The 18,496-nt window shown below is 57.5% G+C and carries 17 protein-coding genes; 6 read left to right on the top strand and 11 right to left on the bottom strand.

What is annotated here, in order from left to right:
• Positions 1 to 7: 7 nt before the first annotated feature.
• Positions 8 to 181, top strand: a complete 174-nt coding sequence (locus AALG83_09100; protein ID MEY8383307.1) for a hypothetical protein — start codon at positions 8 to 10, stop codon at positions 179 to 181.
• A 282-nt stretch (positions 182 to 463) separates the two neighbouring features.
• Here AALG83_09100 and AALG83_09095 read toward each other — a convergent pair whose 3' ends face one another.
• From AALG83_09095 to AALG83_09065, 7 genes are all read right to left on the bottom strand, one after another.
• On the bottom strand, positions 464 to 1,633 hold the full coding sequence (locus AALG83_09095) for a SpoIIE family protein phosphatase (protein MEY8383306.1): 1,170 nt from the start codon (positions 1,631 to 1,633) through the stop codon (positions 464 to 466).
• The gene (locus AALG83_09090; GenBank protein ID MEY8383305.1) at positions 1,626 to 3,302 is read right to left on the bottom strand and encodes a [Fe-Fe] hydrogenase large subunit C-terminal domain-containing protein; all 1,677 of its coding nucleotides are present in this window, start codon (positions 3,300 to 3,302) and stop codon (positions 1,626 to 1,628) included. The genes AALG83_09095 and AALG83_09090 overlap by 8 nt, the downstream gene beginning before the upstream one ends.
• A gap of 103 nt (positions 3,303 to 3,405) precedes the next feature.
• The gene (gene gltA / locus AALG83_09085; GenBank protein ID MEY8383304.1) at positions 3,406 to 4,800 is read right to left on the bottom strand and encodes an NADPH-dependent glutamate synthase; all 1,395 of its coding nucleotides are present in this window, start codon (positions 4,798 to 4,800) and stop codon (positions 3,406 to 3,408) included.
• 1 nt (position 4,801) lies between these two features.
• Positions 4,802 to 5,644, bottom strand: a complete 843-nt coding sequence (locus AALG83_09080; GenBank protein ID MEY8383303.1) for a sulfide/dihydroorotate dehydrogenase-like FAD/NAD-binding protein — start codon at positions 5,642 to 5,644, stop codon at positions 4,802 to 4,804.
• Between the two features lie 320 nt (positions 5,645 to 5,964).
• Complete coding sequence (locus AALG83_09075) at positions 5,965 to 7,146, bottom strand: iron-containing alcohol dehydrogenase (protein MEY8383302.1); 1,182 nt, start codon at positions 7,144 to 7,146, stop codon at positions 5,965 to 5,967.
• Positions 7,147 to 7,314: 168 nt separating this feature from the next.
• A complete protein-coding gene (locus AALG83_09070) occupies positions 7,315 to 8,250 on the bottom strand; it encodes a LysR family transcriptional regulator (protein ID MEY8383301.1) in 936 nt (311 codons plus the stop codon).
• Positions 8,247 to 8,912 (bottom strand): redox-sensing transcriptional repressor Rex, encoded by a 666-nt coding sequence (locus AALG83_09065; protein MEY8383300.1) that lies wholly within the window; start codon positions 8,910 to 8,912, stop codon positions 8,247 to 8,249. The genes AALG83_09070 and AALG83_09065 overlap by 4 nt, the downstream gene beginning before the upstream one ends.
• 174 nt (positions 8,913 to 9,086) lie before the next feature.
• Here AALG83_09065 and AALG83_09060 point away from each other — a divergent pair, with 174 nt between their 5' ends.
• The 5 genes from AALG83_09060 to AALG83_09040 all read left to right on the top strand — a co-directional run bounded on the left by AALG83_09060 (position 9,087) and on the right by AALG83_09040 (position 12,068).
• A complete protein-coding gene (locus AALG83_09060) occupies positions 9,087 to 9,722 on the top strand; it encodes a lactate utilization protein (protein MEY8383299.1) in 636 nt (211 codons plus the stop codon).
• Positions 9,723 to 9,785: 63 nt separating this feature from the next.
• The gene (nudC, locus tag AALG83_09055; GenBank protein MEY8383298.1) at positions 9,786 to 10,592 is read left to right on the top strand and encodes an NAD(+) diphosphatase; all 807 of its coding nucleotides are present in this window, start codon (positions 9,786 to 9,788) and stop codon (positions 10,590 to 10,592) included.
• Between the two features lie 229 nt (positions 10,593 to 10,821).
• A complete protein-coding gene (locus AALG83_09050) occupies positions 10,822 to 11,142 on the top strand; it encodes a cyclic-di-AMP receptor (GenBank protein ID MEY8383297.1) in 321 nt (106 codons plus the stop codon).
• 341 nt (positions 11,143 to 11,483) lie between these two features.
• Positions 11,484 to 11,720, top strand: a complete 237-nt coding sequence (locus AALG83_09045; GenBank protein ID MEY8383296.1) for a helix-turn-helix transcriptional regulator — start codon at positions 11,484 to 11,486, stop codon at positions 11,718 to 11,720.
• 63 nt (positions 11,721 to 11,783) lie between these two features.
• Positions 11,784 to 12,068: a hypothetical protein gene (locus AALG83_09040; GenBank protein MEY8383295.1), complete on the top strand. Its 285-nt coding sequence runs from the start codon at positions 11,784 to 11,786 to the stop codon at positions 12,066 to 12,068.
• Between the two features lie 391 nt (positions 12,069 to 12,459).
• On the opposite strand, the gene AALG83_09035 is transcribed toward AALG83_09040, so the two are convergent.
• The 4 genes from AALG83_09035 to AALG83_09020 all read right to left on the bottom strand — a co-directional run bounded on the left by AALG83_09035 (position 12,460) and on the right by AALG83_09020 (position 18,311).
• Positions 12,460 to 13,233, bottom strand: a complete 774-nt coding sequence (locus AALG83_09035) for an ATP-binding cassette domain-containing protein (GenBank protein ID MEY8383294.1) — start codon at positions 13,231 to 13,233, stop codon at positions 12,460 to 12,462.
• Positions 13,217 to 14,113: an ABC transporter permease gene (locus AALG83_09030; GenBank protein MEY8383293.1), complete on the bottom strand. Its 897-nt coding sequence runs from the start codon at positions 14,111 to 14,113 to the stop codon at positions 13,217 to 13,219. The genes AALG83_09035 and AALG83_09030 overlap by 17 nt, the downstream gene beginning before the upstream one ends.
• 625 nt (positions 14,114 to 14,738) lie before the next feature.
• On the bottom strand, positions 14,739 to 15,779 hold the full coding sequence (locus tag AALG83_09025) for an ABC transporter substrate-binding protein (GenBank protein MEY8383292.1): 1,041 nt from the start codon (positions 15,777 to 15,779) through the stop codon (positions 14,739 to 14,741).
• A gap of 1,113 nt (positions 15,780 to 16,892) precedes the next feature.
• Positions 16,893 to 18,311 (bottom strand): MATE family efflux transporter, encoded by a 1,419-nt coding sequence (locus AALG83_09020; GenBank protein ID MEY8383291.1) that lies wholly within the window; start codon positions 18,309 to 18,311, stop codon positions 16,893 to 16,895.
• Positions 18,312 to 18,496 lie beyond the last annotated feature (185 nt).

Genomic DNA, 18,496 nt, shown 5'->3' with positions numbered 1-18,496 from the left:
AATTCCTATGGCAATAGTCAGAATAGGGATCGCCACGATAAGAAATTTTCCGCCCAAGCTTTTTACCGAATCCACTACCGCGCTCGCGCTTCCTCCTCCAAGAAAAATTGCAAAGAACAATGAGCATATGAGCAGTTCGATCGCTGCCGCAACCATCTTCTTTTTCCCTGGTGCTTCCTGATACATTTTCCTTCCTCCCCCGGCAGAAAACAGGCCTCTTATTCCCGCTTCACGCCCTTATAATATTGATTATCAACAGTATACTCTTTCCTTTGCTGAAAAGCAACACCAAAGAAGCGCAGGGAACACCCTGCGCTTTTTGAAAAGAAGTTAGATAAGATAAAGATAGGAAATATATGTGAAAATAAAATAGAAAGGCATTTTGGCGGCGGCACAGCAAACCGCACAAATCCGGCTGATGATGAGCCGTAAATCCGGGCGCGCGCGTTCCATCGCTGTCGCATTAGAAATAGCTGACTTTGATGCGCTTGCCCATTTTTTTGAGGCACTCGGACAGCTCGGAGATCAGCCGCATTTTGATGGTCGAGTTGACGGGCGAGCCCTCATCCTGGTGCGCCGGGTTGATGGCCTGGCCCACATAGAAATCGATATCCGTCGCCTCCTCGAAAAGCAGGCGGGCGATCTGCGAAGCGCCGTCTGGCTTATAGCTCCACTGGGCATAGCTCTGGTTATCCTCCAGATAGTTCTGCGCATAGCTGAGCACGCGGTTTATGGTGATGGCGCCTTCGGTTGCCAAGTCCACCCCGGCGATTTTGGAGGTCGGCGGGATTTCGGGATCCAGGTAATCCGCAGAAGTATCCAGCGGCACGCCGAGAAAATCCGCCGCCAGCTGGGAGGTCGTCCCCCCGCAGACGATATGCTTGCCGGCTTTGGAGAAAAACAGGCTCATCATGGTCTTTTCATCTCCCCGGCGGCTGGGCGGGCCGATCATCAAATTCACCTGGTTTCGCTCCCGCACTTTGACGACGCAGGCCGTGGTATCATCCTGGGGCTGGCCGCCATAGAGGTTTTCGCATTCGCCGATGAGCATGGTGGCGAGCGTCTTGGCAGTAAAATCGCCGTCTGCCATCATCTCCATGAAATCTGCGATATTTTCCCGCTTCCAGTTGGGGTTCATGGCCTTGCCCGGGCCGGCGCCGATGGCGCCGTCGCTGAGCGCGATAAAGATATCCCCCAGCTGCACGGGAATTTTGGCCATATAGATGGTCTTGCCGTCTATCTCCAGAATCGTCTTGGGAAATTCATAGCGCTTGCCGCCGCGCAGCAGGATGATATGCGGGTTGTCGTAGACGATGAGCTCGGCCTCGCGGTTCTCTATGGTGCGGATGACCGAGAACGTCGAATACGCGACGCCGTGCTCGCTGCTGACGGGCAGCGTAGCCGCGATGGTGCGCACGCACTCCTCCAGCTCCATGCCGCCTTCCAGCATGGTCGTCAGAATCTTGGCGGTGAGCGTCGAGAGGATGGAGGCTTTGACGCCGCTCTTGAGCCCATCGGCCAGCACGACGATGCTGCTATCTGGGCTCTGGGCCACATCCACATGGTCTCCGCAGAGCTGTTCGCCGAATTTATTCAGGCTGTAATAGCCGATATCCATGCAAAGGTTATTCATCTGCCAGCGACTCCTTGAGCTTTGTCAGAGCGACTTTGGTTTCGGCGGTCGTCTCGCCCAGCAGGCTGGCGATCTCCTGCACCGTGCGCATCTGCTTCTCGATGACCTGGTTGGTTACCTCTATGGTATGGCGCTCGATCTGCTCCCGGCTGGCGCGGCTATCCTCCTCGGCGGTGATATCCCGCAAAATGCCCAGGATGATATGGTAGCTCTTATCGTAGATGATGCTCTGCTCCACATAGCGCTTATACTCGGCCAGATATACCCGCTTATCCCGGATATTGCGGCCGGTCTGGTAGACCTCGAAATAGGGCTGGGGGTCCAGAATGCGCACGATGTTTTCGCCCAGCACATCCTGCCGGCTTTTGAGATTGACGATCTCGCAGGCGGCAGGGTTGATCTGCTGGACCTGCATCTGCTCGTTTAGCACGATGACGCCGCTTGGGATATTGCGCAGAATCTTATCCGAGAAGGATTCCGCCTTTTCTTTGAGGAAGGGCAGGCACATGGACAGATCGGCCTTGCCTTGGAAGATGGCCATGGCCTTTTCCCGGCAGCTGTCGTAGCCGCAGCTGCCGCAGTTGAGCTCGTCTTCCGGGCGGGTTTTGCCCATCTGCCGCAAAATCTCCTCGATGGCCGAGCCGCCGGGAGTCGGGCTGCGCAGGGGCTGGGGAGCCAGCTCTTTTCTAAGCTCCCCCTCGGGGGGCATCTGAACGGCGAAATCCTCGCTGCCGGCATAGGCATTCACGGCGATATATTCCCGCACGGGCGCCCGGTGGCTCTTCTCCATGCCCGGGCCCGAGACGCAGCTGCCCTGGCAGGCAGACATCTCGATAAAGCATTTTTTCAGCCTGCCCTCGGCGATATCCTTGAGCGCCTTGATGCAGTTCTCCGTGCCGTCTACCACCAGGTAGGTATACTCCTTCTGGTCGCAGTTCATGGTGCGCAGAATGCCGCCGGATGTGGGGAACATGCGCGCCCGGCCGGGGGCAATCTCATCCGGCTCCTTGCCGACGGAAACTTGCTTTTGCTCCAGCCAGCCCGAGAGCTCTTCGAACGTCAGCACGCAGTCCACCGCGCCGGGGTATGCCTCGGCCTCCTGCTTTTTGGAGATGCAGGGCCCGATGAACACGGTATGCGCCCCGGGATGCTCGCTTTTGAGCTTGGCGCAGTGCGCCTGCATGGGGGAGACGACGTCTGCCAGATACTTGGTCAGCTCGGGAAAATGCTTTTGCACCAGGGTGTTGACCGAGTGGCAGCAGGTCGAGATGACGATATCCTGCGCCCCTTCCCGCAGAATCTGCTCATAGCGGGTTTTGACGATGGTCGCCCCGATGGCCGTCTCCTCCGCCCCGGCAAAGCCCAGGATTTTCAGCGCCTTCTCCATGGATTTGATGGTGGCGTCGTCGTAATTGGCGACGAAGGAAGGCGCGATGCTGGCATAGACGGGCGCGCCGCTGGCGATGAGCGCCTTTGCCTTTTCCACATCGCTTCGGATTTCCTTGGCGTTCTGCGGGCAGACCATGAAGCACATGCCGCAGAGAATGCACTCGTCCTCCACGATATGCGCCTGGTTGCCCGAAAACCGGATGGATTTCACCGGGCAGTGCCGGATGCACTTATAACAGTTTTTACAGTTGGATTCTTTGAGTCTCAAATAGCCCTGCATGGCTCTCTCCCTCGCTTTTCCTCTTTATAAAAATACGGCGGGCTGCTGCCCGCCGCACTTCTCCCAATGGGATGCTCCGTCTTTTGGCGGACGCTAATTTGCGCTATTTGTTCTTATTTTGGATATATTCATCCATGGCCGCCGCGGCATCTTTGCCCGCGCCCATGGCCAGGATGACGGTGGCCGCGCCGGTTACAGCGTCGCCGCCGGCAAACACGCCTTCCCGGGAAGTCTGGCCGGTTTTCTCATCTGCGATGATACCGCCCCACTTCTGGGTATCCAGGCCGCTGGTGGTGGATTTGATGAGCGGGTTGGGCGACGTTCCGATGGACATGATGACGCAGTCCACATCCAGCACGAACTCGCTGCCTTCTTTGACGACCGGGCGTCTTCTGCCCGATTCATCCGGCTCGCCCAGCTCCATCTGCACGCACTTCATGCCCGAGACGAACTTGCTCTCATCGCCCAGGATTTCCACCGGGTTGGTCAGCAGCTGGAAGATGATGCTCTCTTCCTTCGCATGCTCGACTTCCTCCGCCCGGGCGGGCAGCTCTGCCTCGCTTCTGCGGTAGACGATATACACTTCCTCCGCCCCCAGGCGCTTGGCGCACCGGGCCGCATCCATGGCGACGTTGCCGCCGCCCACGACTGCCACCTTCTTCGCATGCATGATGGGGGTGGGGTTTTCCTCTTTATAGGCCTTCATCAGGTTGACGCGGGTCAAAAACTCGTTGGCGGAATAGACGCCCTTGAGGTTTTCCCCGGGGATATTCATGAACCGCGGCAGGCCCGCGCCCGAGCCGATGAACACGGCCTCATAGCCCTGATCGAACAGCTCATCCACCGAGAGCGTGCGCCCGATGACGACGTTGGTATCAATTTCGACGCCCATTTCCTTGAGGCCGTCGATTTCCTTCTGGACGATGCTCTTGGGCAGCCGGAACTCCGGAATGCCGTAGACCAGCACGCCGCCCGCCTGATGCAATGCCTCGAACACCGAGACATCGTAGCCGCGCTTGGCCATTTCGCCTGCGCAGGTCAACCCCGCAGGGCCCGAGCCCACGACGGCGACCTTATGGCCGTTTTTGGCAGGCGCATCCGCCTTCTTTTCCGCATGGGCATTATGCCAATCGGCCACAAAGCGCTCCAGCCGGCCGATGGCCACAGGCTCGCCCTTGATGCCGCGGACGCATTTGCCCTCGCACTGGGTCTCCTGGGGGCAGACCCGGCCGCAGACTGCGGGCAGGGAGCTGCTCTTCTGGATGATCTGATAGGCGCCCTCGAAATCTTCCTCTTTGATTTTTCCGATGAACGCGGGAATATCGATGGCCACCGGGCAATGCCCGACGCAGGGCTTGTTCTTGCAGCCCAGGCAGCGGTTTGCCTCATCAATGGCCTGCTCCTTTGTATACCCCAGGGCGACTTCCCCGAAGTTTTTATTGCGGACGTCCGGCGCCTGGGAAGGCATCTCGTTTTTCTTTAAAGACATATTGGGCATACTACTGCACCTCCTTCGCAAACAGCTGGCAGGTTTTCTCGTGCGCATGGCGCTCAAACTCGCGGTACATGGTGCCCCGCTCCATGGCTTCGTCGAAATCCACCTCGTGGCCGTCGAAATCCGGGCCGTCGACGCAGGCGAACTTGGTTTTGCCGCCCACCGTCAGCCGGCAGCCGCCGCACATGCCCGTGCCGTCGATCATGATGGGGTTCATGGAGACCATGGTCTTGATGCCGTACTGCTTGGTCAGCTTGCAGACGAACTTCATCATGATGAGCGGCCCGATGGCGATGACTTCGTCGTACTGCTCGCCGCTCTTGATGAGCTCCTCCAGGGCGTTGGTTACCAGGCCCTTTTGGCCATAACTGCCGTCGTCCGTCATGACGACGTATTTATCGCTGCACGCTTTGAACTCGTCTTCCAGAATCAGCAGATCCTTGCTGCGGAAGCCCACGATGCTATGCACCTCTGCGCCCAGGCTGTGCAGTTTCTTGGCGATGGGATACGCGATGGCGCAGCCCACGCCGCCGCCCACCACAGCAACTTTTTTCAGCCCTTCCACATGCGAGGGCGTGCCCAGCGGGCCCACGAAATCCACGATAAACTCGCCTTCCTGCTTGTGATTCAGGGCCTGCGTCGTCGCGCCGACGATCTGGAAGATGATGGTAACCGTGCCTTTTTCTCTGTCGTAATCTGCGACGGTCAGCGGGATGCGCTCCCCCGCCTCATCCACGCGCAGGATGATGAACTGCCCCGGCTCTGCTTTGGCCGCAACCAGCGGCGCGTCGATCTCCATCAGCGTAACCGTGGGGTTCAGCTCTTTTTTTCTCTTAATCTGATACACTGCCCTTCTCCTTTTCCTTTATCAATTTCCCGCCCCGCATCTGCGGAGACTATCTCTTCTTGATCCTATACCCATTTTCTGCCGGATGCAAGAGAATTCTGCACTTTTGGCGGCCGGCGGTTTTGCCCGGCTGCTCCAGCTCTATTTTATCATATTTGTCTGAAAAATTCCGCTGGTAATTCTGCCCTGGGCGGAAAAATTTTCAAATTTTCCCAAAATTTCCGCTATATAAGAGGGCAGGGCCTTTTTGGGGGCCCTGCCGAGAAAAGCCACCGCCCGCCGCGCTGCCAGCGGGCGATGGTTTTAGAGAAGCTAGCTATTTAAAAATCCACTTCCGTGCCGTAGTAGCAGCAGCCGAAGAGCTTTTCCATCTGCTCCGGGGTGATCGCTCTGGGGTTGGAGCCCGTGCAGGCATCGCCCACGGCGTTTTTGGAGAATTCTGCCACTTTGCTCTTAAATTCCGCCTCATCTACGCCAAAGGCTTTCATATCGTGCGGAATCTCGAATTTCTGGTTATACGCCCAGATTTTCTCGCGCAGAGCCTGCACCTTCTCCTCGGCCGTTTTTCCGGGGATGCCGGCATAATCGGCGATCTCAGCATAGCGCCGCATCGCGCGCTCATCCTTGGCGTTATACCGGATGACATAGGGCAGATACATGGCGTTGGCGCAGCCATGGGTGATATGCCCGGTGGAGAAGACGGCGCCCGTCTTATGCGCCATGGAGTGCACGATGCCAAGGAGCGCGTTGGAGAAGGCCATGCCGGCCAGGCACTGCGCATAGTGCATCTGTTCGCGCGCGGCCATATCGCCGTCGTAGGAAGCGGGCAGGTAGTCGAACACCATCTTGATGGCCTTGAGGGCCAGCGGATCCGTAAACACCGAGGCCGCCGTGGAGACATACGCCTCGATGGCGTGGGTCAGGGCGTCCATGCCGGTATAGGCCGTGAGGGTTTTGGGCATGGTCTCGGCCAGAGCCGGGTCTACGATGGCCACATCCGGCGTGATGTTGAAATCCGCCAGCGGGTATTTGATGCCCTTCTGATAATCCGTGATGACCGAGAATGCCGTCACCTCCGTGGCCGTGCCCGACGTGGAGGGGATAGCCAAAAACTTCGCCTTCTGGCGCAGCTCCGGGAAGGAGAAGGGCGTGATGAGCTGCTCGAACGTGCAGTCCGGGTATTCATAAAAGACCCACATGGCCTTGGCCGCATCGATGGGCGATCCGCCGCCGATGGAAACGATCCAGTCCGGCTCGAACTCGCGCATGGCCGCCGCGCCGCGCATGACCGTCTCCACAGACGGATCCGGCTCGACATTCTCGAACAGCTGCGTCTGCATCCCGGCCTCGTGCAGGTAGTTTTCCACCTTTTCCAGGAAGCCGAAGCGCTTCATAGAGCCGCCGCCCACGACGATGATCGCTTTTTTGCCCTTGAGGGTTTTGAGCGTTTCCAGACTGTCTTTTCCATAATACAGATCTCTTGGTAGTGTAAATCTTGCCATGATGGTCTCTCCTTTTCTTTATTCACAAACCTTGGGCGTTCCGCCCCTTTTGCTACTATAAGTTTAGCATATGTAGTTTTTCTGGGGAAATGCAAAAACAGATATATCGATATATATTTATCGATATATCTGTACTGATTTCGATTTTTTTCGGCAAAATCCGTGCCGCTAGGCCTGCCCGGCCTGGGCGATTTCCTGGCGCACGGCCACCACCTGCTCCAAAAACGCCTGCTCCAGCTCGGTGGGCCGGAAGCCCCGGGGGAAGATGAACACATCCTGATAGCGCTCTGCCCCAAGGCAGGGGCGCTGAACCAGCCCATAGCGGGCGAGCATGGCCGCGGGCAGGGGCGAGCAGAGCATATAGGCCGCGGGCACGGCGGCCAGAAGCTCCAGCTGGCTGCCCCGCTCATAGACGCTGATCGCCTTTTTCTCCTGCCGCTCGGCCTGAGCGCGGCGGGCATCTGCCAGGGCCATGGGCCGGGCGGCATCCAGATCGCCGTGCACCAGCTCGATATAGCCCCTAAGCTGCTCCGGGCAGAGCTGCTCCTGCTCTGCCAGCGGGTTTTGGGCGGAAAACAGCACCACCGGGGCAAATTCCCACAAAAGCTCGCTCTCCAGCCCCTTTTCCTCCAGCTGTTTGCCGTAAAAGCCCTGCTGGGAGAGGGCATAGCGGATGACGCCCAGGGCGCTCTCCCCTTCGGCCACGCCCGCGATGGCATCCAGGGCGTTGCTCTCCCGCAGAGTAACATCCATCTCCTTTTGAAAATCCACACTGCGCACGAACTGGGCGAAGGCATAGGAGAGATAGCTGGCCCGGGGAATGCAGAGATGCAGGCTGCTCCTCTGGCTGCCCGGCCGGTAGATGGCCTCCATCTCCTCGATCTGCTCCAAAATGGCCTTGGCATAGGCCAAAAACTCCTCGCCCCGGCGCGTGGGCGCCACGCCCCGGGAGGTGCGCCGGAAAATCGTGATGCCCACCTGCTGTTCCAGCTCCTTGATGGCCTTGGAGAGATTGGGCTGGCCCATAAAGAGGTTGTCTGCGGCCCGGGTGATCGAGCCGGTCTTTTCTACTTCTACTGCGTATTTGAGATGCGTCAGATTCATGCTTCCCCCTGGGCCTCCCGCATGGCTTCCCGAAGGTGCTGCGAGAGCGCGGCCAGCGAGGCCGCCATGTTTTCGTGATAAACCAAAATGCCTTCGGGCACCAGAAGATGCGCCGAGGCAAAATTCCAGATGGCCAGGACGCCCCCGGCCACCAACGCATCGCAGGCATCCTGGGCGCTGGCCGAGGGGACCGTGATGATGCCGATATGCGCCCTCAGCCGCCGGCAGAGGCTGGGCAGTTTCTCCACGGCCAGCACGGGTTTGCCGCCGATGCTCTGGCCGATAGTGCCGGGGCAGTTGTCGAACGCCGCGACGATCTCCAGGCCGTATTCCGAAAAGCCGCGGTAGCTGAGCAGGGCGCTGCCCATATGCCCCGCGCCCACCAGCACGGCCCGGTTGACGTTGTCGTAGCCCAAAAAGCGCTCGATATCCCCCGTCAAAAGGGCGGTATCAAAGCCTTTCTTGGGCTTGCCCGCCTGCGAGCTGACCGCCGCCAAATCCTTGCGCACCTGCACCTCGTTCAGCCCGAGATCTGCCGCGATGACGGGCGCGGAGATATGCCCGCTCTCTTGCTTCTGCCTCCGCAGATAGTTCAGATACAGCGGCAGCCTCTGCAATGCCTGCCTGGAAATGGCTTCAAACGGCTTTTTTTGCTCCCCCATTCTGCGCCTCCAAAAATCAATCGTTTGCTATCGATATTATTATACCGAATCTCGGGCGCTTGTCAAACCGAAACATTTGGTAAACATGCCCGGCCGGCGGTTGTGGGAGCGCGAAAAATGCAGTATAATGAAACTGCGCGAAGGCGCGAGATAAGGAAAGGGGAACATCGTAACATGGATTACGAAAAACTCATCGCAACGCTAAACCGCAAGGGCTACCACGGCTATTTCTGCAAAGACAGCGCTGCGGCCAAAAAGCTGGTGATGGAAGAGCTGCTGGCCGGCGTGCGCTCCATCGGCAAGGGCGGCAGCGCCTCGCTTCGGGAATGCGGCATTTGGGACGCGCTTTTGGAGCAGGACGCCCGGACGGACGACGAGCGCATCGAGCTTTTTTCCACGACGCTCTACAACTCCCAGGGCAAAGACCCGCAGATCGCCCTGGATAAGGGCATGACGGCAGACGCCTACATCTGCTCGACCAACGCCATGACCGAGCGCGGCACGTTCATCAACATCGACGGCGTGGGCAACCGGGTGGGCGCGATGATCTACGGGCCAAAGAAAGTGATTTTGGTCGTGGGCAAGAACAAGATTTTCCCGGATTACGAGACGGCATGGGATCACCTAAAGAACGTCACCTGCCCCAAGCATTCCCTGCACGGCAGCGGCAAATCCGCATGCGCCAAGGCGGGCAGATGCGTAGACTGCGACAACGACAACCGCATGTGCTGTATCACTTCGGTTCAAGACCGCGCCCTGCCCGACCGCGAATACCACATCGTCATCGTAGACGAAGAGCTGGGCTATTAGGCAGAGAAAAAGAGCGGGCCAGCCTGCTCTTTTTTGCGTTTTGCAGAGGAAGGATGAGAGGAAATGTTACAGGATATTGCGCCGCACTGTTTTGACAACGCCTACCGCCCCGGCCTGCCCGGGCCGGAGGATCTGGCGCTGTGTTTTTGCGAGCAGGGGGTTCTGCTCAAAGACGGCCTTCTGCCAAAAATTTCGGATCTGCCAAAAACAGAATATGAGCGGCTGTTTTGCATCGATGAGACGGGCTTTTTCCTGGCGCAGAGCGCGCCGGGCGAGCTGCCGGAAGGGTTTTGCTGGCAATCTACCCGGGCATTCCGCACGATGCAGCCGCTCTGGATGGCCTTTGGCGGCATCACGGCCTGCCAGCTTTGGCGCTGGGAGCAGAGCCGAAGGTACTGCGGGCGCTGCGGCGCCAAAACCCTGCCCAGCCAGGCAGAGCGGGCGCGGGTTTGCCCGAATTGCGGGCTAACCGAGTACCCCAAAATCTGCCCGGCCATCATCGTGGCCATCTCGGATGGGGAGAAACTGCTCATGGCGCGCAATGTGAATTCCAAAACCGGCAGCTACGCGCTGATCGCCGGGTTTGTGGAGATTGGCGAGAGCTTCGAGCAGGCTGTACACCGGGAAGTGATGGAGGAGGTCGGCATCAAGGTCAAAAACGTGCGCTACTACAAGAGCCAGCCCTGGGGGTTCTCGGATACCGTCATGATCGGGTTTACCGCCGAGCTGGACGGCAGCCCGGCTCTGCGCCTTCAGGAGAGCGAAATTGCCGACGCCAAATGGGTGCCCAGGGAGCAGGTTCCGCCCTCGGGCGGCTCCATCAGCATCGGCGGCGAGCTCATCGAAAATTTCCGGCTGGGCCGCGCCTAGCGCACGCTCTGTATCAAAAAGCCGCGCCCGGGCATACTATCTACAGAAAAATGCGCCGCGCCGGAAGGAAACTGCCTGCGCCGCGGCGAAAAATTAGGAGAAGAAAATTTTTCCGCGGAAGATTTTTTCTCCCCGCAAAACCAGTTGTTTTTTGGGCGGGAACATGGTAAGATAACTTCAATATCAGCGGGAATGGTATTTTGTTTTCCAGGACGAGGAGGAACGTATTATGAAAATGGTATTTGCCATCGTAAACAAAGACGACAGCGGCGTTGTCTCGGAAGCGCTCACGCAGGAAGGTTTCTTCGTAACCAAAATTGCCACCAAAGGCGGGTTTCTCTCGGCTGGCAACACGACGCTCATTACCGGCACGGACGACGACAAGGTGGATCAGGTGATCCAGATCATCGAGGAGCACAGCAAGAGCAGAAAAGAGCTGGTTTCCATCGGCTCTATCGGCACGGCGACATATTCTCCCTTCCCTGTGGAGGTTACGGTGGGCGGCGCGACGATCTTCGTTTTGCCCGTTGAGCGGTTCGAGAAGGTTTAAAAGCGCATATTGAAAATGAAAAGCAGCCCAAAGGCTGCTTTTTTATTTGGGGCAAAAGGTCAAGGGCGGTTCTTTAACATGGGGGCACGGCCCCCATACCCCCTATTATCATAATAGGATAGCGCGGGAACACGGGCCGGCTCCCAGCTTCGCGTGCGGGGCAGATAATTTTTGATACCCCGATAAGAGGTTACCCTCAATCAGGGAAATGACATCTTCCCAAAAACCTGCTAAGATAATCACATAGCAGGTGCTATGCTGCGGCCAACAACAGACGCGCGCAGGCAAATTCCATTGCGCGTTTTTTGAGGTTATACTATATCCAGAGGAAAAAGCTGGAAATGAATGAAAAATTGCGCAACGAACGGTTTATCAAAATCGGGTTAAACATCTCATATTATCGCAGGCTCAGGGGGCTTTCACAGGAGCAGCTTGCTGAAGCGGCAGACATCAGCCGGCAGTGGCTGGGGCAGGTGGAAGCGCCTGGCCTGGTATCTCCGCTCTCTATCGAGACGCTTTTTTCCATCGCAGATGCACTTGGTGTAGAGCCGGCGGCGCTTTTAGATTTCAGCCGATAGAAAACAGCCCACATGCCGGGCTGTTTTTTGATTCCGGGAAAACGCCGAAAGAGGAGACAGACCATGGATGAAACGACCAAAATAATCTACCGCACGCTGTCGCGGCACCTGCTGGAAGCCGCACAGGAGCTGCGCAATATCCGCTGCTTTGATGAACAGCTTTATCTGGAATCGGCGCTGCGGGAAGTCTATTTGATTGTGCGGCAAGACAGCCTGCCGCCCCAAAAAAAGATAGCGCAGATTCGCTCTGCGCTGGAAGCATTCTGCCCCTATTTTATGGAACAGGCAAATTGCCTGTGCGCCGAAGATTTGCAGGAGCTCATGCAGGAAGAAGAATTTCCCGAATAATCATACCCGAATGATAGGGTGGCAAAATCTGCCAATCCTGCACGCGAAGCCGAAAGCTAGCTTGCCAAAGGGCAAATGCTCTCCTGTGCAGGAGAATACCCGAATGCCGGGGCGGCGTTTGCACGCGCCGCCAAACCCGAATGATAGGAATACAGAAACTTTCATAACCGAACGCGAAGCCGAAAGCCGGTTTCGCTGTCGGCAAATGCTCTCCCGCGCTGTTCCGCGCCAGGGAAGAGCAGAGAAGTTGAACAGCCAAAGGGCTGTACCCCAATAAAATAGCAGGATAGCGCGTATATCCTTCCCGCACTATCCTGCTATTTTCATATATTGGGGGTATGGGGGCCGCGCCCCCATGGCTACCCATGGCCCTTGACCTTCTGCCCTTCCCCTAGTTCCCGCACTCCACGCTGATGGCGTTGAACACGCCCAGCAGATCCGCAACCGCAAGCTTCTGCTTTTCTTCGCCGCCGCGGTCTTCCACGATGGCGCCGCCGTGCATCATAATCAGCCGGGAACCGTATTCCACGGCGTATTTGAGGTTGTGCGTTACCATGATCGTCGTCAAACCCTTTTCGCGCACCAGCTCATCCGTCAGCCGCATGACGTTTTCCGAAGACTTCGGATCCAGCGCCGCGGTGTGCTCATCCAGCACCAGAATATCGATGGGCGTCATGGTGGCGAGCAGCAAAGCCAGCGCCTGCCGCTGGCCGCCCGAGAGCGAGCCGACCTTCTGCCCCAGCCGGTTTTCCAGCCCCAGATGCAGGCGCTCCAGCTGCTGCTGATAATAGCCCCGGCGCTTTTTATCCACGCCCCAGGAGAGGCCATAGGGCCTGCCCTTGCGGTCGGCCAGCGCCATGTTTTCCAGCACCGTCAGGCTCGGGCAGACGCCCCGGGAAGGATCCTGAAACACGCGCCCCATTTTGGCCGCGCGCCTGTGCTCCTTCTGGCGGGTGATGTCTTCCCCGGCCAGCAGGATTCTTCCGCCATCTGCCGGGATGCTCCCGCAGAGGATATTGAGCAGCGTCGTCTTGCCGCTGCCGTTGCTGCCCACGATGGCCAGAAACTCGCCCTTCTCCAGCTCCAGATTGAAATTCTGGAACACGACTGCGGCGTCCGGCGTGCCCGGGTTGAAGGTTTTGCAGATGTTATCGAATTTCAGCATGTTTTTTCCTCCCGAGGTTGTTGGAAACCAGCACGGCCGTGAAGATGGCGGCCATGAGCAGCTTGAGGTAGTTGGTGGGCAGGCCCAGCTGCATGGCGACGGCCAGGCATGCCTTATAGATGCAAGCGCCGATGACGGCGGAAGTTGTGCTCTTCATGATGCGCAGGCGGCCGAAAATCGTGCGCCCGATGATGACGGACGCCAGCGCCATGACGACCATGCCCGTTCCGCTGGAGATATTGGCGCTTTCCGCCTGCTGGGCCAGCACACAGCCCGAGAGCGAGACCAGCCCGTTGCCCAGGGCCAGCCCCAGAATCTTGCGGTTGCCCTGGTCTTTGCCCAGGGAGGTTACGAAGCTCTGGTTATCGCCCACCGCCCGCAGCAGCAGGCCGGATTTGGTTTTGAGATACAAGTCCACGATGAGCTTGACGGCGACGACGCAGACCGCCCCGATGATGACCACCCGGTGCGCATACAGCCCATCCGGGAGCAGCGCCGCCAGGCCGCTGTTGAAAATAGTGGGCAGGTCATAAAAGGGCAGGACGGATTTGCCGCCCGTCACCACCAGGTTGACCGACCAGAGCGCCGTCATGGTCAGGATACCCGAGAGCAGATCCGTGATTTTGCATTTGACGTGCAGAAGCCCGGTGATGCACCCGGCCGCCATGCCGCAGAGCAGCGCCGCCAGGCAGGCCAGCAGCGGGTTTGCCCCGGCGCCGATCATGGCCGCGGCCACGCACCCGCCCAGCGGGAAGCTGCCGTCGACCGTCAGATCCGGAAAATCCAGGATGCTATAGGTGATATACACGCCAATGGCCATGATGCCATAGATGAGGCCCTCTTCGAAGATGTTTTCGAGCAGGCCGCCGATGATTTCCAAACTCATTTTTACACACCCGATTGATAGTTTTGTGGAGATTGCTCTATTTGCACGCGCCGCTTGAAGGTCAAGGGCGGTGAGTGGACATGGGGCTCCCGCCCCATACCCCATAACTGGGAAAGGGGGATAGAGGGGAGCGCGCCATGCTCTGCCCGCCGCTTTGCCGAAAGGTCAAGGGCGATGGGTAATCATGGGGCTTTCGCCCCATACCCCGTTACTTGGAAAGGAGGATAGAGGGGAGCGCGCCATGCTCTGCCCGCCGCTTTGCCGAAAGGTCAAGGACAATGGGTAATCATGGGGCTTCCGCCCCATACCCCATTACTGGGAAGGGGGGATAGAGGGAATCACGCCACGTTCTGCCCGCCGCTTTGCCGAAAGGTCAAGGGCGATGGGTAATCATGGGGCTCCCGCCCCATACCCCGTTACTTGGAAAGGAGGATAGAGAGGAGCGCGCCGTGCTCTGCCCGCCGCACGCACCTTCTTCCCGCACTATTCTCTCATTATAATATAGTGGGGGTATGGGGGCCGTGCCCCCATGGCTAAGAATGGCCCTTGACCTTGACCTTCCCCCCCAAAACAGCAGCAGGGCAGGCCAGCCTGGCCCGCCCCATTTTTCTGCCTTTGCTTACTGTGCCGCCGAGAGGTCTGCCGCGGAAGCGTAATCCGCCGGGAGCGTCAGACCGAGGGCGTCCAGAACAGTCTTGTTGTAGACCGGGGTGCTGGCCGCGATGACCGAAACCGCCATATCCGCGGGCTTTGCCTCGCCTTTGAGCACCTTGGCGGCCATGCGGCCGGTCTCCTTGCCCAGCTCGACGTAATCCAGGGATTCGGACGCCAGGCAGCCGTTCTTCACCTGCTCCTCCTCCGAGCCGAACACAGGAATCTTGGCCTCGTTGGCCGCGTGCAGAACCACGCTCAGGTTATCCACCACGTTGTTATCCGTGAAGTTGTTGATGCAGTCGACCTTGTTTGTGATGAGCGTCTGCGCCGCCGTGCCGACTTCCGAAGCGTTGGTTACACCCACAGCCTCAATCTCGAAACCGTAATTCGGCGCCAGCTCTTTGAATTTTTCCAGATGCGTTACCGAGTTGGGCTCGCTGGTCGTGTAGATGATGCCGATTTTCTTTGCCTCGGGCAAAAACGCGCGGATCATCTTCATCTGGCCTTCCAGGTTCAGGCTATCCGCCGTGCCCGAAGCGACCGAGCCGGGTTTTTCCAGGCTCTGGACGACGCCCGCCGCCACCGGATCCGAAACCGCCGAGAAGATGACCGGGACGCCCTCTTCCTTCGCCGCGCTGTAGCAGGACATGGCCGCCGGAGTCGCGATGCCGCAGAGCAGGTTATACTTGCTGGTTACCATGTTTTTGGCCTGCAAATCTGCGTTGGAGACCTCGCCCTGGGCGTTCTGGAAATCGATGGTGAGGTTCTCGCCCTCCACCAGGCCCTCTTCCTTCAGACCCTGGACAAAGCCATTATAGCAGTTATCCAGGGAGGGATGCGTCGCATACTGGATGACGCCGATTTTATAGCTTTCGGCCTCGGGAGAAGCGCTCTCGCTCTCTGCGGGCACAGCCGGCTCGGAAGCACCGGGCACGGGCTTGGCACAAGAGACCAGCATCAGCGCTGCGATGAGCAGCGCCAGGGCGATAGTTGCAATTTTCTTCATGTTTCATACCTCCAAAAAAATATTGATGAATTTTGTGCGGAGGCAATAAAAAAACCCTTGCCCCCATAACAGGGACAAGAGGTATACTCCTGCGGTGCCACCCAGTTTGACGCAAAAAGCGCGCCCACTCAATTCACACTAACATGTGATACAGTTTGTAACGAAGATGCGGCTCCGTCTCCCCTACTAGATGCAATGCATCGTTCGGTTTGCCCTCACAAGTCCATTCGGCTCTCTCCCCTTTGCCGCACTCCCACCATCGGCGGCTCTCTTTGAAAGCTTTGAAAGCTTACTCCTCTTGCTCATCGGTTTGTTTTGTTAGGGATAGTCTAATCCCAGGGGGCGGATTTGTCAAGATATTTTTTTCAGAAAAATTTTCTCCGCTCCTTCTCATACTATGCGCTGGCAGGGCGCGCGTGCGCGAAGTTTTGAGAGGGGCAGGGGCGTTGGGTGAACATGGGGCAGAAGGTCAAGGGCTCTGGGTAAACATGGGGGCATAGCCCCCATACCCCCACGACTGGGAAAAAGGGAATGGCGAAAAAGTGGGTAAGAAAACAAGGAGTTATTCCTAATTTTCCTGTTTCTCTAAACTTGCATATGATCCATCGCATAATCAATGCACTGAATTGCAGATAAAAATGGAAAAGTAGTATAATTCTGCCATTTTATTGGGGTATGGGGCGAAGCTCCATGTTTAAGAGCGGCCCTTGACCTTCCGGCGCGCAAAACACGGGAGAGCATTTGCCTTCTGGCAAATTGGCCTTCAGCGGCGCGGATGGGGCCAACAGTTTCCGCATTTCTGTCATTCGGGTATAGAAAGCGGCGCGGACAGGAGTGCAGAAAATGAGGAAGCATTTGCTCTATGGCTGGCTAACTGCCAGCGGCGCGTGCAGGGCTGGCAGGTTACTGCATTCTATCAATCGGGTATTGCCCTCCGCAGGAGGTGCTGCGCACGGCATACGGAGATAGTGCGTGCGGCAAGCAGAGACTGTGCGAGCATTTGCTTTCTGACTAACCAGCTTTCAGCGGCGCGTGCAGGGCTGGCAGGTTACTGCGTTCTATCAATCGGGTACAAAAAAGAGAGCAGGAATGCTCTCTTTTGGTCGTCTTGCCTTATTCTGCGATGGGCGCAAGCTGCTCCTTGCCGTAGCCATAGACATTGCGGTACTTGTAAATCAAAAACATGCACAGACAGAAGCTGATAAACTCGCCCACGGGAGTCGCCACCCACACGCCCGTCAGGCCGAAGGCATAGGAGAAAGCGACAGTCAGCACGACAGTCAGCACCATGTTCCTCGTGACAGAGACGATAGACGCCACCTTGCCGTTGGAAAGCGCGGCGAACATGCCGGACGTCGCGATGCCAAAGCCGTTGAAGAAGAAGCACAGCGCATAGATGCGCAGGCCGTCCAGCACGATTTGGAACAGCTCGGGCTCCTTGGCCTGGGTGATAAAAATGCTGATGAGCGGCCTTGCGGCCAGCTGGCAGATGATCACCGTCGCGCAGTTGGCCACGGCCAGGAACGTCAGGCTATAGCGCACAAGGCGGCGCATCATCTTGTGATCCTGGTTGCCGTAGTTGTAGCTATAGACAGGCGCGATGCCGTTAGAAAAGCCGATAAACATGGACGACATGATATAGCTCAAATTGCCGATGACGCCGTTTGCCGCGACGCCGTCTTTGCCGATGAGCCGCAGCATGGTCGCGTTGATGATAAAGCCGGTAACGGCCATGGCCATATGGTTGAGCATCTCGGACATGCCATTTTTGCAGGAATGCCCCAGCAGGCTGCCCCAGTTCGTCGAGGGCTTTGCAAAGTGCACGGCGTGCTTCTTGTTGCAATAGAAGCAAAAGCCCAGCAGGCAGGTCGCGAGATCGCCGGCGGCTGTGGCCAGGGCGACGCCCAAAACCTCGAATTTCAGGACGACGATAAACAGATAGTCTAAAAAGATGTTTACCGCGCCGCGCAACACCGTGCTCACAAGGCCCATTTTGGGCGCGCCGCTCGTCACATAGAAAAACTCGAATATCGGCGAGAGCACTGAGAAGGGCATCGTTCCGATGAGCAGATTGCCGTAGACCACGCAGTAGCCCATGATGGAATCATCTGCGCCAAGAAGCCGCATGATGGGCTCCATAAAAATCACACAGGGCAGCGCCACAATCGCCGCTACAATTGCCGCGATGATGCAGACGCTGGTAAAATCCCGCCGGGCTTCCTGGGGCTTTCCTTCCCCAATTTTCTTTCCGGCGATGGCAGAACCGCCCGTGGCAAACATAATCGCGATGCCCCAGGTTCCCATGACGATAGGAAAAGCAATATTGACTGCCGAGAGCGCATTCTTGCCCACAAATTGCGAGACAAACAGCCCATCGTCGACAGATTTGAACAGTGCCATAAACAGCGACATCGCCATCGTTGGCAACACAAAGCGAATCAGCGGCCAAAACTTGAACTTAGTGGCAATCCGATTGTCCGCTGCGGAGACGCCCTTCGGGGTCTCCTGGATTGCCTCCAGTTGCGTATCCATTTCACACCTCTACTTAGTCATTTCATATCTAGATTTGTTAGCTAACTCTTTCAGTCTAACAGAACAAAAATGCAATGTCAAATATTTCAGCAGGAATTTTGCAAAAAAATGCCTTAAAACCGGCATTTTTGCCATCCGCCGCCCCTTGACAAGGCCGCCCGGCCGCCGTATGCTAAAAGAAAACC

This window comes from Christensenellaceae bacterium 44-20 (genome assembly GCA_041223705.1).
Taxonomy (GTDB): Bacteria; Bacillota; Clostridia; order Christensenellales; family Christensenellaceae; genus QANA01.
Note: the sequence above shows the minus strand (reverse complement) of the source record. Positions and strands in the feature narration are given on the sequence as shown.